Raw genomic sequence first — 14468 nt, forward strand, 5'->3', positions numbered from 1 at the left:
TGTTGTTTGGCTACTATGTAAAGTTTATTTGTATTTTTAAACTTTTTCAACAGCTTACAACAAGTGTGCGCGCTGCTTATGCAGGGCGCACACATCGTGTATAGTGCATTTGGCGGATAGTGCTAATTTAAAGGGCGTTACATCTAATAAACTTTGTAGCGGTTTGACAGGTTCGTGCTTCGAATCGCCAAACGACACCATACACGTAACCGTTAGCAACAAGGTTAAAGGAAAGAATTACAGCTCGTAAAAAACGTTCTTACCAGAATGAAAGAATTTATTTTGTTTTTCCCCACGCGCCGCTACTTGGAAGGTCAGTACACAGATGTAACAGCCACCACACAAACAGCACATTTGCAAATCGCACATGCCGACCCACGACCAAAATTTGCAAAAGAGCTGTTTCCTAGCCTACGCACCGGAAGATTTTTTAGAAGCATTGGTAATTGTATCTTTGATACGAATTTATAATGAATAATATGTTTCAAGTATGTGCAAAATGTGGAACCCCCGCAATTACCTTAAACAAAGAAGCCGTAGAAGATAAAACAGGTAAAGAACTAAACTTATCGGATAAGGAAAAGATATATACATGTCCAAATCCAAGTTGCGAAATTGCATACTTTACTAAAGAACTAACTTTCAAATCAGAAGATTTATTTGTGCCATTGTTTTACAAGGATAAATCAGATAATGTTCCTATTTGCTATTGCTCAAATTTAACAAGAGGAGAAATAAAGAATGCTGTAAAAAATGGCAGTAAAACCATAGATGATGTTCAGGTGTTTACAGGAAAGAATATGACAGGTAATTGCAAGATTAAGAATCCTGTGGGGCAATGTTGCAGAAACGCTTTTCTATATGAAATTGAACAAGCATTAGGGCAAAAACCAAGTGGATTTGATTTCAAACCATGCAGTTGTTGCAGTTAAATTATTAAAACCCGCAACCTTACCGTTTACTAACCTACAGGAACACCATCATTCCTTTAGAACTTATATTTAAGCCCCAACCGAGCAACTTGCGTTTCGTAGTAGTTTTCGTACAACACTTTAAATCCATCTCCTTCGTATTCCTGGCGCAAAGCAAAATCATTAAAAATATCGCTGAACGCAAAACTGATTTCGCCTTTTCCTTTAAGCACGTTTTTTTTAATACCTAAATCGATGGACGAGCGTGCCAGTTGTTTACCTTGCGGAATAGTTTTTTCGGCGTAATAAATTCCGGTCAATTGAATCTCCCAGCCTTTTTCGAATTTAAACTGGTTGTTTAACTTCCCGTCCCAGGTTTTATCGGAGGTTTCTTCGATGTAAAAAGGGCGTTCGTAAGGGAAAAGTAAAGTTCCCTCGTATGCATCAATTGAATTGTTGTAGCCGTTAAAGCTACCCGACAATTTCCAGGATTTTGTAAGGTTTTGGCTAAAAATAATTTCAAATCCGGTATTGGTAGAACTACCGGTATTCTGATATATTTTATTAATAAGCGAATAATCCTCGTTCGATTCATCAATCCCGTAAACACGTTGATAAGCATCCTCAATCAAACGATGGTAAGCCGATAAAAACAGTGAACCTTCTTGCCAAATTCGTTTGTAAGCCAGTTCAAAAGTTTGGGTAAACTGTGGACGCAAATACGGATTCCCTACTTTTACCAACTCGGGGTCGTCGTATTTCGGAAAAATCCGCAATTCGGGTTCACCCGGGCGGTCGATTCTACGGTTGTAAAACGCCGATACTCTATTCTTGTCGTCGGGTTTAAAAGTTAAGCGGATGTTTGGGAAAAGCTCAAAATAGTTGTACGAATCATTTTCGTCGTAATAAATATTTTCAGGAGAGATGGAATAAAAAACATTGGTTTGTTCTACCCGTAAACCTCCTTCTATGTCGAGTTTTGGTTTTTCGTAAATGTAATTGAAATAAGCTGCGTAAATATCTTCACCCCAGTCCGACCAGTCGCCTATCCCGGGATAAATAATCGAATTTTCACCTGGTGTTGTGGTGTATTCCACCGGCAATCGGCGCCATTGCATTTTTAAACCAGTTTCCAGTCGACCGCTGCTTAAAGGTTTTACGTAATCTACCGCAATATTTGTGGTGTATTCAGTTGCAACAATATGTGTGGCATCCTGTCCCTGCCGTACATCAGAACTGTCGTTTAAAAAATAGCTTTCATCTTCCCAGCCTTTTGTGAATTGAAAACGTGCATCAATTTCATGACCGGGTTCGGCAAACTGGTGGTTGTAATTCAGGGCGAAGCTCATAAAACCGGTAATTTCGTCTTCGTTCCAGTGCCAGTAGCGGTAACGTTGCCCCGTATTCATATTTATAAACGGAACCTGGGCAGTATCTATATGATGTTCCCAGTCGTATACACCCGAAAAAGTAAGTGTATTATTTTCATCAATTAAATAATCTATTCCACCATTTACAATGTAATGTTTTTGAGTACGGTTTTCAGGAACCTGCGAAATGGTGTTGGTTCCATCGTCGTACATTCGGGTGGTAAATTCGTTATTGGGTAGTTTTTCCTGAAAAAGAATTTCCGACTGCAGCGAGTAGTTAAACTTTTCAGTTCTGTAATTCAGGTTTAAACTGGGTATGTATTTCGGGTTTAGCGAATAACTACCCAACTCAGTAGGTAAATCTTCTTTTTGTTTCGAAAAAACACCCATTCCGTAAGCAAATCCAATATCGCCGTTGAAACCAAATTCTTTCTCTTTTTTATAGATGATATTTACAATTCCTGCCATTCCCGAGGCATCGTATTTTGCCGATGGATTGTTTATTATTTCAATACTTTCGATGTTGGCTGCCGGAATATTATCCAATCCTTTTTGGTTGCCAAAACCGGTGAGGCTACTTTGTTTTCCATCAATTAAAACCGCTACCTTATCACTTCCACGCAGCATAACCTTACCATCCTGTGTAACTGCAATGCCGGGCATGGCTTTCATGGCATCTAATACCGAACCACCCGACTGCGCAATATTATCATCCATGCTGAATGTTCTTTTGTCGAGGTCGGACGATACAATTTCTTGTTTGGCTTTAATTGTTACTTCATCCAATTCCTCGGCAGCGGGTGAAAGCATAATTTTACCTACATCGAAGTTGTCGTTTAACTCTCCAACCAACATTTCCGTTTCCGAAGTTTGGTAACCTACAAAAGAGCATTTTACAATATAATTTTCTTTCTCAATGCCAGAAAAAGAGAAGCGCCCGTCTTCATCTGATATGGTACCGGAAATAATGTTATTCTCAATATTTATGGTAATGGATGCGAAAGGAAGTGGTTGGTTAGTTTCACCATCGTAAATCCGACCCGAAATAGTTGCTCCGTTTTGTGCAAACGAAACAATACATCCAAAAATGAAGAATAAAAATAGAACTGGTTTTAGCATTATAAAATGTTTTCTTGACATTAGAATAAATAATTTCCTAAAAGTAAAAAGAACTGAGGCTTAAAACATTTGTGTTTAATTAAATTCACATTTTTGACAATAATATAAAGAGTAAACAAATATATCTACTCTCCACCAAAACTGTAGCCAAAGGTTAGCATTACATTCCATTGGAAACCGGTATCTCCATACGAACGAAAATCAAAATCAGCGTCGGTAACTTCAGGAGCATCTGAACTAATTTTATCGCTGTTGATTCGGGAATAAAAAACTCCACCTGTAAAAGACTGACTAATATAGAAGTGACGAGAAATGTTTGCCCTTAATCCATAGCCAAGCGATAAGTCAAAAAGTGATTCACCCTGTTTATATTCATATTCCACATAGTGCTCTACATTTTCATCAAACGTATTCGACACCCACACCGATTTGAAATATTGAATATTTAAATCGCTTTTTAATTCTAAAGTCAGCCATTTTTTTGAAGTTGGAACTATTCTGCCATATCCCAAATGCCCTCCCGTTAGTTTAGGCGACTCCGATTTTGACTCAGCATTATCGGTATATAGTTGGGCTATAAATCCTATTTTGTAGTGGTTGTTATTTTTTGACAACCCAAAATCGGTAACGGAAGCAGCTCTTATGGTTTTAGGCATTTCGTTTAACAAAAGCCCCGTACTTATAAAATAGGATGACTTTTCATCCTGAGCCACCACCCCTTTGAGACCAATAAATGTGAACAATAAAGCAAGGGCATAATACTTTTGAATCATATTTTTTTATTTAAATAGTTCCCACATTATTTCTTTACTATCGTCTATCTGAAATCCCAATAGTTCTGCTACAGTTGGAAGAATATTGGTCTGTTCTCGTTTTTTAGAGCTAATAACTCCCTCCTTAAAATCTGGACCGGTAGCATAAAAATTTAAATGGCTACACCCCACGCACTGGTCTCCATGTTCAGAAAAACCACCAGCAATGTTGTCCAAATGCCTGCCGTGGTCATTGGTCATTATCAGAGTTGTTTTACCGCTATAAAAATCGTTGGTATCTATAAAATTGCACAATTCGAACAAGAGGCTGTCGGCAACAGCAATGCTGTTAACATATTTATTCCAGTCACCTGAGTGCCCATATGCATCGGGGCCGCGGAAATGCAACAGCATCAAACGTGGTTTATATTCTAATAGTATGTTTTTGGCAACCTGAAATGTATTCGTGTCTTCCCTGTCTGCTGCGTTAACTTCAGGATTAAACGAATTTCTCCATTCAACTTCTTTGCAATTGACAAGAACATTTAATTTTGCTTTTGATGTAACCACCCAAGCTTTATTAGTAGCTTCCTGCGTAACTTTTAACCACATTTGCAAAAACGAAGGTTCCGAGGGCAATTGCCTCCTTTGTTTGATATCGTTTCGTACTTGCCTGTTGTAATTGCCACATGCCCGGGTACAGTAAAAGTAATCCCGTTATTGTAAAACTCAGAAATTACAACCCCCTGGGGAGCCAATTCTTTATCCATTTTAGGAATGTATTTTCTATCGGTACTCTGCCATGTTTCCGATTGACGGGGACCATCAACCACAACCACAATAACATTTTCGGTTTTATATGTTTTTTCAGCAACTTTCTTTAAGTCATCTTCTTTTTCTAATAATTCCTCATTTGTGTAGCAACCTGCTACAATTAAAAGCAGAAAACCTAGTGCTATTTTTGAAAGAATAGTGTATCGCATTTTCGTTGAATTAAATTTCTTAATAATAGATTTGCCATTTCTTCATATCCTCTTTGTTGTTGTAGTAATCCAAAAGCCACTCTTTTTCTTTTGGCAATCTGTTTTTATACAAGATTAGAACACTTTTTCTTGAATTTAACCGGTTTTTAAATCCCTCTATTTCTCCTTTGTTTTGAAAATTTATGAGGTTCTGTTTCCAATCTTCATTTTCTTCAAACTGAATTTCTCTGTTTAAATCGTCAGAACCATCGAAAATAGAAACAATTGGTTTTTGAAGATGAAATGAAAGGGATGGAACCCTGCGGTTATACACCAGTATTTCTCTGTTTTGAAGTTGATGCGATTTTATAAAACTCGCTACCGGATAGGTACTGTTTGCCTCTATCGAATTGGTAGCAAAAATGCTTCCGGATACTACTAATAAGAACAGTGAGCTTACAAAAACAGTATAAATAGTTTTTGTATTGAGGTTTAATGAATTTGATTTTATAATCATAAAAACCGTACCCCAAAGCAGTAAACTTAAAACAATTATGGTATAAGAAAATGTGTAAGGATTTGGGATCACAGTAGCTAATATCCCAGCACAACCAAGCACCACAGTATAAACAAGAATAATGTTCAAATGCGTTTTGTTGAGACCATATTGCCTGATTAAATGTGCAATAAGAATGGCAATAAGCGGGTATAAAGGCAAAATGTATGGAACAAGTTTAGACGACGACAATGAAAGAATTAGAAATGGAATAAAAATAGCAACCAGTAATACTAATATGATTTTCGACCTTACTATACTTTTCCAATTAGCCGAAAACATAAATGGCAAAAATAAGAGCCAGGGTATACCTACAGCCGGAGCTAACGCCATATAATACCAAAAAGGTTTTGCCCGGTTAAAAACATCTTTGGCGATTCTGTCAACGGTTTGGTGCCCCAAAAAGTAGTTCAGTAAATCATGATTCTCGTTAATAACTATATAAAACCAGGTTCCGGCAACCGCAAAAAAAAGAATACTGGCAATAATATGTTGATAGCCAAATTTATTTTTAGGAGGTTCAATAAAATTAAAGGCAATTACAAAGGCTATCGGAAAAATTAATATCAACGGACCTTTGGTTAAAAAGCCCAGTCCCATAAAAAGGGCAAAAGCATACAGTTTTAAAAAAACTCCTGTTTTACGGTATTTTACCCAATAGTAGATGCTTAAAATTACAAAGGTGTTTAAATAAGGGTCGGTTGTAAGGTTACGCGATGAAATTAGAACAATTGGTAAACTAATATAGATAAGGGATGACCACAAAGCAGTTTGTTTATCGTTAAAAAGAAGCTTTGCCAAACGATATACAAACAAGATTTGAATAAGGATAGCTAATTGTATAAAAAACCGGGCTGCAAACGAATTTACACCAAAAATAGAATAGCTTAAAGCCGTAACATAATAGGTTAACGGAGGTTTATGGTAATGTTTTATACCCAACAATGTTGGATGAATAAATTCTCCCGACTCAAACATTTCCCTTGAAATTTCGGCATAACGGGCATCGCTGGTTTCAATTACACCATACGAACCAACATTTAGAAATAATGCGAAAGCACAAATACTTAAAACAAGTGCTAAAGCAGGTATTTTTATATTTCTAATTTCCATTATCAATGTTTTTTACCAAACCTCGCTGAAAAATGTAGTAGTTGCTTACGTAGCGGGGCTTGTGTTTTCGGGTGCCATATTTCCCAAAGTTTATATCGTAAGTTTCTTTATGCTGAATTGTATATTCTTTGTTAAAAGCCCCAGCGGTAATTAATGTTGTATCAGTAACCAGTACTCCGAACCTTTCTACGTTTGGCATTTGGTAGCGTTGGTTCAACTCCGGTATTTGAGGTATAATTCCACCATAATCCCACAGCATTTCAGGTGAAATAAGGTCTAAAGAATACACTGGAATATTCTCTTTTGCTGCTTCGCTTTTAAGGTTGGATATTGATTTGTAATGAGTATTCTGATTTGTAAATCCCGGGTTTAAAGGAATTGCAGTAACAAAAAGAAAGATAAAACTGATTATGGAAGAATACAGGGTGGATGTCCCAACTTTAAAGCAGAGGAAAAAACACATAAAACTTCCTGATATTAGTAAGCCCAGACAATAGATTAAAAAGGCAGTGGAGTTTGCCAACATTTTTTCTTCAAAAAATATAAATGCAATTAATGGGAAAAGAATGGCAGAAAAGGCTAATATTCCAAAATGAAAATAAATGGGGATTTTCTCCACACTGCTTTTTATTTTACCCAGATTATTTACAATATAAAAAATGTAGTGCCCCGTATTTATTGCCAGAGGTATAAGAACCGGCATTAAGTAACGCGACTTTTTTTCGGGCACCAACGAAAGTAAAACCACCGCAAAAATTGTCCATAACAAGCTAAGCTGATAGTCTTTTTTTAATTTCACCCGCTTAATCATGTACGGATACAATAAACCCACAAGGGCAGGAAGAGCCCAAATTCCGCTTTGTATAAAAAAGCTCCAGTAATAATAAAAAGGTTTTACATTGTAGCTCGACCAATTTGCAGTTTCTACCGTGGCAATTTTCATAAAGGTTTCGCTGTCGGCTATACGAACATAAATAAACCAAACACTGCCTATTGCTAATCCAACTAAAAGAACCAATATGCTTTTAACCAGAAATTTATTTTTAATTCCATTTACAATTGCATAAGCTATTAAAAATGGCAATAGGAGTGCATAAAGTGAAATGGGTCCCTTACTTAATACAGAACACGCAATAAGCAAGGATGCCGCTACGAGGTTCCAAATGTTAAATGATTTTAGTGCTTTGTACAGGTAATAAATGGCAGCAATCATAAAACCATGGGTGTAAATATCCCATGGAGCTTCCACCACAATTCCAATTACATAAAACGATGTAACCGCAATTAAACCATTAATTAAACTGTTTCGTTTGTTGCCCGTTAAGGTTTTCGAAAACAAGTAGGTAAACGAGCCGGTCATCCACACCATTAAAACGGCAGGCAAACGTAAAACATACACATTTTGAATCCCAAACATACCTCCAAACATCGCGGTAATCCAGGTTGGCAAAGGAGGCTTCTCGTAGCGGGGCACTCCGTTCATGGTGGTTAAAATCCAGTTACCATCGCTAAGCATTTCGCGCGCAGTAATAAAATTACGTGCTTCCATTATGGTTACTTTTAAGTGCCCCAATCCCGGCAACATAACCAGCAACACAACTACCAAAAGGGTTAAAACAGGATATTTTTCAATGGTCTTAATCATTTTGTTTTATTAGCAACATTATATTTCGGGTATAAATACTTATTCCCATTAAATGTCCAATTAAAAGAACCGGGTCTCGCCGAAATATGGCATAGGTAAATATTAGTAAGGAGCCGAGGTTGCTTAATACCCAAAAACCCATGGGCAAAATTGATTCCTTGTTTTTTTCAGAATAAATCCATTGGTAGACAAAACGCAGGGTAAATAAAACCTGCGAGATAATACCAAGAATAAGCAACCAGAAAGGAATGTCTTCATTTTTGAACAGTCTGTCAATATCTATTATATTGTTGTTGAAATAATACACCACAAGTAAGCCAGGCAGTAGATATATTATTCCGCGTACAACAATATGAATTTTGCGCCAATGATTTTGCAACTGAAGATTTCGGATGTAAATAAAATAGGTTAGGCATTGACCTAACATTATAGCAAAATCGTGCCGCAAGTAGCCATATGCAAACAAGAGTATGGATGCGAGCAAGCTCAACACCCAGAAAAGTGCCGGAGTAACTACTTTCTTCTGCCTCTCTGATAAAAACCACTGAATTATTAATCGCGATGAAAATAAACCCTGAGCAATAAAGCCAATTCCGTATATTAAATAATTGTGCTTACTCACTTGTTCTTTCTATTGAATAATTAATGTACTTTTTCTTCATCCACAGGTAAGCAAAGCAGTCGAGCAATGGACCCAGCAAACGGTTCCATAAGCCATATTTTGCCTCACCTGCAATACGCGGAAAATGCTGAACCGGAATTTGTTTCACCCTGCCATTTTGCAGCAAAACCATTGCTGGTAAAAAACGGTGTAACCCCTTAAACATGGGAATATTCTTAGCGTAACAGGTTCTTATTATTTTTAAGGGGCACCCCGTATCATCCATTCCATCGTGGGTAAATGCCCTGCGAATACCGTTGGCAATTTTCGATGACATATTTTTTACAAACGAATCTTTGCGGTTTGCCCGTACTCCGGTTACAAGCTCATTATCATTAATATGTTCCAGTAAAAGATTAAAATCGTTGGGCGAAGTTTGTAAATCAGCATCAATATATCCTGTAAGTTCGGTATTAACTACATCGAATCCGGCTTTTAATGCAGCGCTTAAACCATTATTTTTATCGAATAAAATGTAGGAAAATGCGGCGTTACGGTAGCAAATGGCATCTATTAGTTGTTGGCTGTTATCGCTCGAACCATCGTTTACAAGAAGTACTTTTGTTGGAATGCTGGCAATTTTTAAATATTCCAAAAGCTCTTTTTCAAGCCTTATTAAATTGTCTGCTTCGTTATAGACAGGTACTATAATGGTTAGTTTGTAATAATCTTCTTCTGATTCAAACAAACATTGTGGAAATATACTGGTTTTCATTTATTGATTTTCTTTGACAATTATTCTTGTTATAAACTTGTGTTTAAATCTTAAAATCGCACATGAACACCTACTGTCCCAGGACTTATTAATGGGGTAAAAGCAAGGTCTTTATTCTTTTTAAAGGGCTGCCAGCTTTTTAAGGGCTCGAAATAATACACAATGTTGGCACTTAGGATTCCAATACCAGCGCCTACCAAAACATCGGGTAACCAGTGTGCGTTGTTAGTAAGCCTAAAGGCTCCGGTTGCTGTTGCAACCAAATATCCACTCCAGGCCAAAAGAGGTTCGGTATCTTTAAATTCGTGATATAAAACGGTGGCTCCCGTAAAGGCATTTGCGGTATGCCCCGATGGAAAAGAAAAATTATCACTCCCTTCTGGGCGAGGGACTTTAGTTATTCCTTTTAATAGTTGTACAGTCGGTGCAGATATTAACTGGGCCAGGGCAAGGTATTTGGTTTGGTCCCAAACGGTATTTTTCGGCTTAAAACCAAACGCATCGTACAAATACATTTGCGCCATTGGGGTATATTCCAAAATATCATCAATACTTGTATTTGTATTAGGGATTTTTTCCTGAATAGTATACTTAATGTCGCCAATATTTAGCAAAGCTCCCACTGTAATAATAGAAACGGGAAGAATCTGCTGCTTTAAAAAAGTAGATTTTGGATTGTGAATATTTACTGTGGTATCTTTCTTCGATGCCATAAGTAAACCCGGGTTAAACAACAAAATAAAAATAAAAAAACCTGTTCTCTCCATAAAACTTTATATTAAAACCTAGTTTATAAGAGAAAACATTAACCGCTGGTCTAATACATTAACTTCTGAATGTAAGTCACCAAGACTTTAAAACCTACAAAGTTTTTTTCTAAACAGTTGTTTTAAAATTCTCTTATACCATAGAGAACTTAATAGCGAAAAAAGGTTGGGTGAAAAATAAAAATTTATTCTGCATAATATCGACTCAGGCAAAATGCGCTCCTAAATCCAACAAATATAGGGACTCCAGTAACCTCACCTCCGGTATAAATATTGTTAACATTGAATTTTAATTCGGGTCCTATTTCGAAACGCCAACCGGAATTGAAGGTTTGTTTATAACCAAAGCCTGCGATAAAACCAAAAGCATGTTCTTTAAAGCCACCATTTTCTTCAAATAATAGCGACGAAGAGTTATTTTTTGGGGTGAGACTCGAATGGTTATCCACCAAATAACTGTAGTTTATACCTGCATCAAAAAAGAAATTATTTATTTGATACCTGGCAACAAAAGGAATGTCGAGATAACGAAGTTTTATAGAAGCATCCAGTAGCACCGAATTAGGAACATCTTCGGCATCTCCTTTCATCAAGTATTTTCCTGCAGGGGTCATTAAATCCTGACCATCTTGAAATGGAGAGGGGACAGTGTAAGCGTGTTCTTCGTATGTTTGCTTAAAGTACGATGTTTTAAGCCCGGTGTATATTACCCAATTATCATTTATTTGGTATTCCAACTCAATACCGCCATTAAGAGTTAGACCAGGGTTATCCATTTCAATATGCTCATAATTTGGCATGTCTGAATCTTCATCAGCGATTATAAGCTGGGTAACAGCCGGAGTTAAATTTAGTTTAAATGTCAGGTCATCTAAAATCTTTCCTTTACGCGAATAATTGGAATAATTTTTTCTTCTCGGAAGATGTTTGTTTGAAGCGTAATGTTTCTTCCTACTACGATTATTTCTTGTTTTAGTAGATTTCCTTCGAGAGGTATTATCTTTCTTATTCACTGAAGAATAATTATTGGTGTTGCCTGTATTTTCTTTTTTAGTTATAAGATTTAAAGAAGTCAAATTATTTTCGTTGTCATTTTGGTCTATGGTAAATGCGACAGGGGTTAATAATTTGGGTAATAGCTTATTATCATACTTTTTTGTTTTAATACCGGGGGCATAGATTTCAACAAGCTCTTCTGTCTTTTGTGTTTTCTCTTTAGCCACATTCTCATTCGAAGGTAATTGTTCTATCTCCTCATATTTTGGTGAAGTATTTTTTGCTGCAACGCTATTGGGTAGTTCTATTCTATCTGTTTTTTGTTCATGTAGTTGTTCTGTAGCTGGTGGTTCCGGCATTAATGGCTTTTGATTAAGCTCTTTTTCAGGAAATAAAAGAACTACCGCCAGCACTGCTATTACTGCAATACTTGTATATAATGCCAATTTTAATTTTGTGTATTGCTGAATTGGCACAACCTTAGGCTGAAACCTACTCTCTATTTTATCCCAAAGCTCAGGTGCAGGTTTAATGGTATGTTCCTCAAAGCTCTCTTTCAGGAAATTGTCAAGGTCGTTATGTGTACCATCTTTACTCATCCAAGTTTTCGTTGTTCTTCTTGCATAAACCTTTTCATTCTCTTTCTCGCATCGTGCAAATTCGATTTCGATGTTCCCACCGAAATACCAAGCATTTCTGCAATTTCTTCGTGCTTGTAACCCTCAATAGCATATAAGTTTATTACCAATCGCATTTTTTCGGGCAGTTGCTGAATAACTTTTAGTACTTCATTAATATTAATTTGTCCATAAATAGAACTCTCATCTTCAATCGCAACATCTTTATTTGTAGCATCATCCACAAAAGATAATTTTTTATGTTTTTTATAATAGCGAATGGCTTCATGTACCACAATTTGTTTTGCCCATCCACCAATTTTATCAGCATCTCTAAGCTGATGTAATTTTTCAAAAAAATTCAATACACTATCCTGAAAAATATCTTCAGCATCGGAGGCACTACTGGCGTACCTGTAAGCAACACTTAACATCATAGGTGCAATTTGCCCATATAATGTTTTGCGTGCTTTTGCATCGCCTTTAATGCTTTTATTTATCAGTTTATGTATCCGAACTTTTAACAAGCGGTTGAAATTTAGAACCTGTAAGTAACAAAAAGGTTGGGTTGGTTAAGCAAATATTTTATAACGTATGAATGCACCCAATTATTTCATCATTATAATTGTTTGTTTTTTGTAGTAACAATGTACTGAGAGGCAAAAGTGCAAAAAATAATCTTTCAGAGTGAAGTTTTATTTGAATATTGCTGCGATTGTATAGTTACGTAAAGTCACAGGCAAATCTGTATCTACTGTAGAAATAAAGAATCCACATCAAAGCCAGTACGATATTTACATCAAACAATGTTATAAATATATGCTGGTGTAGTCTATGTCGTATTTCTGGTCTTACTCTCCCCATCCAAATATCCTGAGTTGATTGTTGGTTCTGTATTTAAAAACGACCCTAAAAACGTATTGCCACTAAAGAGCATTACGGTTGCTCGTTCGACAAAATTGAACAACTGGATAATATTTTTGCATAGAAAAATTCTACGTTCAAATATTATTCATTATATTCACAACTGGTATTTTAAACCCACATAAATCGCCCTAAAGCAGTAAAACACATAGCATTACTCAAAAAAACAACAGAAAGAACCCAAGTATTCGTAAGGAGTACACGGGAAGTAGTAAGGAATAGAAGGGAAGCTTTAAGGAGACCATGGGAAGCGTTAAGGAACGCATGAGCAACGATAAGGAATTGAAGGGAAGCGTTAAAAAATGCGAAAGTACCATTAAGGAACAGGCAATCGTCCGTAAGGAGTTCGCAATAAATAAAAATAGTAAACCTTAAATTGAGTATTATGGTAACCAAGAAAACACTTTCCGAGGCAGAAGCCCTCGAACAGTACAGAGTATCATTAGACAACGTAGAAATTCAACCCGAAATAGCCACAACGATGGCTGAATTTGGGTATGATTCAACAGTGGTAGCAGAAGGTAAAACCCTGTTAACAGAAACACGACAAGTTTTCGATTTTAACGAAACCGAAGACGATGAAACTTCCGATGCTTATGCAGCTTTCAAGTTGTTAAAAGCAAGTCTTGCAGAAACTTATCGAATGCATCGTAAAAAAGCCAAAGTAATATTCCGTAACGACCCAAAAACCATGGATAAGCTTGCCGTATCGGGCAGTTTATCAAAAGCCTACATTAAATGGTTAGAGACCGTTAAGAAATTTTATTCAGTAGCCCTAAAAGACAATAAAATTCAAGGTAAACTAGTAAGACTAAAGATAACGGCAGATGATTTAACCGCTACAAACACAATGATTTCGGACTTAGAGGCTGCAAGAGCAGAATATTTAAGGGAAAAAGGAGAATCGCAAGATGCGACAAAGGCAAAAGACGCTGCATTCGAAAAAATGGACGACTGGATGAGCGAGTTTTACGCCGTTGCAAAGATTGCACTTGAAGATAAACCGCAATTATTAGAATCGTTAGGTGTGTTTGTTAGAAGCTAAACAAGCCCACCCTATTTGCAGGCACATTGTCAAGCCACACAAGCCTACGCTTAAACCAAAGCTTGCCAAAGAGCCTGCAAAGCCAGCCCAAGTAACCGCCTTTTAGGGCGGTTTAGGGTTGCCCTCCCCAAAAAACAAAATAAATTGGCGCTTCGTGGGTTGTTTTGATGTACTTTTAAAAGAAAAATTTAAACAAAATTTGGGGGTTGAAGAATTAAAACCCAGTTGCTAATCGAGTAGACTGCCCCGCCAGTGAACACTGACGGGGAGAGCCTCTCACACCACTGTACGTACGGGTCTCGTATACAGCGGTTC

Annotated in this window: 14 protein-coding genes; 3 read left to right on the top strand and 11 right to left on the bottom strand. The window is 36.8% G+C overall.

Features of this window, described 5'->3' with window-relative positions; all coding sequences use genetic code 11:
* Positions 1–267 precede the first annotated feature (267 nt).
* Complete coding sequence (locus N2K84_RS19050) at positions 268–471, top strand: hypothetical protein (RefSeq protein WP_282593429.1); 204 nt, start codon at positions 268–270, stop codon at positions 469–471.
* Positions 471–932, top strand: a complete 462-nt coding sequence (locus tag N2K84_RS19055) for a (2Fe-2S)-binding protein (RefSeq protein WP_282593430.1) — start codon at positions 471–473, stop codon at positions 930–932. The genes N2K84_RS19050 and N2K84_RS19055 overlap by 1 nt, the downstream gene beginning before the upstream one ends.
* A gap of 56 nt (positions 933–988) precedes the next feature.
* On the opposite strand, the gene N2K84_RS19060 is transcribed toward N2K84_RS19055, so the two are convergent.
* The 11 genes from N2K84_RS19060 to N2K84_RS19110 form a co-directional block, all read right to left on the bottom strand.
* The gene (locus N2K84_RS19060; protein WP_282593431.1) at positions 989–3400 is read right to left on the bottom strand and encodes a TonB-dependent receptor; all 2412 of its coding nucleotides are present in this window, start codon (positions 3398–3400) and stop codon (positions 989–991) included.
* 125 nt (positions 3401–3525) lie between these two features.
* Complete coding sequence (locus N2K84_RS19065) at positions 3526–4173, bottom strand: hypothetical protein (protein WP_282593432.1); 648 nt, start codon at positions 4171–4173, stop codon at positions 3526–3528.
* Between the two features lie 6 nt (positions 4174–4179).
* The gene (locus tag N2K84_RS19070; protein ID WP_282593433.1) at positions 4180–4764 is read right to left on the bottom strand and encodes an alkaline phosphatase family protein; all 585 of its coding nucleotides are present in this window, start codon (positions 4762–4764) and stop codon (positions 4180–4182) included.
* The gene (locus N2K84_RS19075; protein WP_282593434.1) at positions 4755–5135 is read right to left on the bottom strand and encodes an alkaline phosphatase family protein; all 381 of its coding nucleotides are present in this window, start codon (positions 5133–5135) and stop codon (positions 4755–4757) included. Before N2K84_RS19075 ends, N2K84_RS19070 begins: the two co-directional genes overlap by 10 nt.
* Positions 5136–5154: 19 nt before the next feature.
* Positions 5155–6783 carry an ArnT family glycosyltransferase gene (locus N2K84_RS19080; RefSeq protein ID WP_282593435.1) on the bottom strand — a complete coding sequence of 543 codons (1629 nt, stop codon included), beginning with the start codon at positions 6781–6783 and terminating at the stop codon, positions 5155–5157.
* The gene (locus tag N2K84_RS19085) at positions 6773–8428 is read right to left on the bottom strand and encodes an ArnT family glycosyltransferase (RefSeq protein WP_282593436.1); all 1656 of its coding nucleotides are present in this window, start codon (positions 8426–8428) and stop codon (positions 6773–6775) included. Before N2K84_RS19085 ends, N2K84_RS19080 begins: the two co-directional genes overlap by 11 nt.
* Positions 8421–9050, bottom strand: coding sequence for a lipid-A-disaccharide synthase N-terminal domain-containing protein (locus tag N2K84_RS19090; protein WP_282593437.1), 630 nt, complete (start codon positions 9048–9050; stop codon positions 8421–8423). The genes N2K84_RS19085 and N2K84_RS19090 overlap by 8 nt, the downstream gene beginning before the upstream one ends.
* A complete protein-coding gene (locus N2K84_RS19095) occupies positions 9043–9804 on the bottom strand; it encodes a glycosyltransferase (RefSeq protein ID WP_282593438.1) in 762 nt (253 codons plus the stop codon). The genes N2K84_RS19090 and N2K84_RS19095 overlap by 8 nt, the downstream gene beginning before the upstream one ends.
* Positions 9805–9854: 50 nt before the next feature.
* Entirely contained in the window at positions 9855–10571 is a 717-nt protein-coding gene (locus tag N2K84_RS19100; RefSeq protein WP_282593439.1) for a phosphatase PAP2 family protein, read from the bottom strand.
* A 185-nt stretch (positions 10572–10756) separates the two neighbouring features.
* Positions 10757–12166, bottom strand: coding sequence for a porin family protein (locus tag N2K84_RS19105; protein WP_282593440.1), 1410 nt, complete (start codon positions 12164–12166; stop codon positions 10757–10759).
* Positions 12163–12711: an RNA polymerase sigma factor gene (locus N2K84_RS19110; protein ID WP_282593441.1), complete on the bottom strand. Its 549-nt coding sequence runs from the start codon at positions 12709–12711 to the stop codon at positions 12163–12165. The genes N2K84_RS19105 and N2K84_RS19110 overlap by 4 nt, the downstream gene beginning before the upstream one ends.
* Positions 12712–13493: 782 nt before the next feature.
* Here N2K84_RS19110 and N2K84_RS19115 point away from each other — a divergent pair.
* On the top strand, positions 13494–14153 hold the full coding sequence (locus tag N2K84_RS19115) for a PQLLE family protein (RefSeq protein WP_282593442.1): 660 nt from the start codon (positions 13494–13496) through the stop codon (positions 14151–14153).
* Positions 14154–14468: the final 315 nt, after the last annotated feature.

Source organism: Gaoshiqia sediminis, assembly GCF_025907915.1.
GTDB lineage: Bacteria > Bacteroidota > Bacteroidia > Bacteroidales > Prolixibacteraceae > Gaoshiqia > Gaoshiqia sediminis.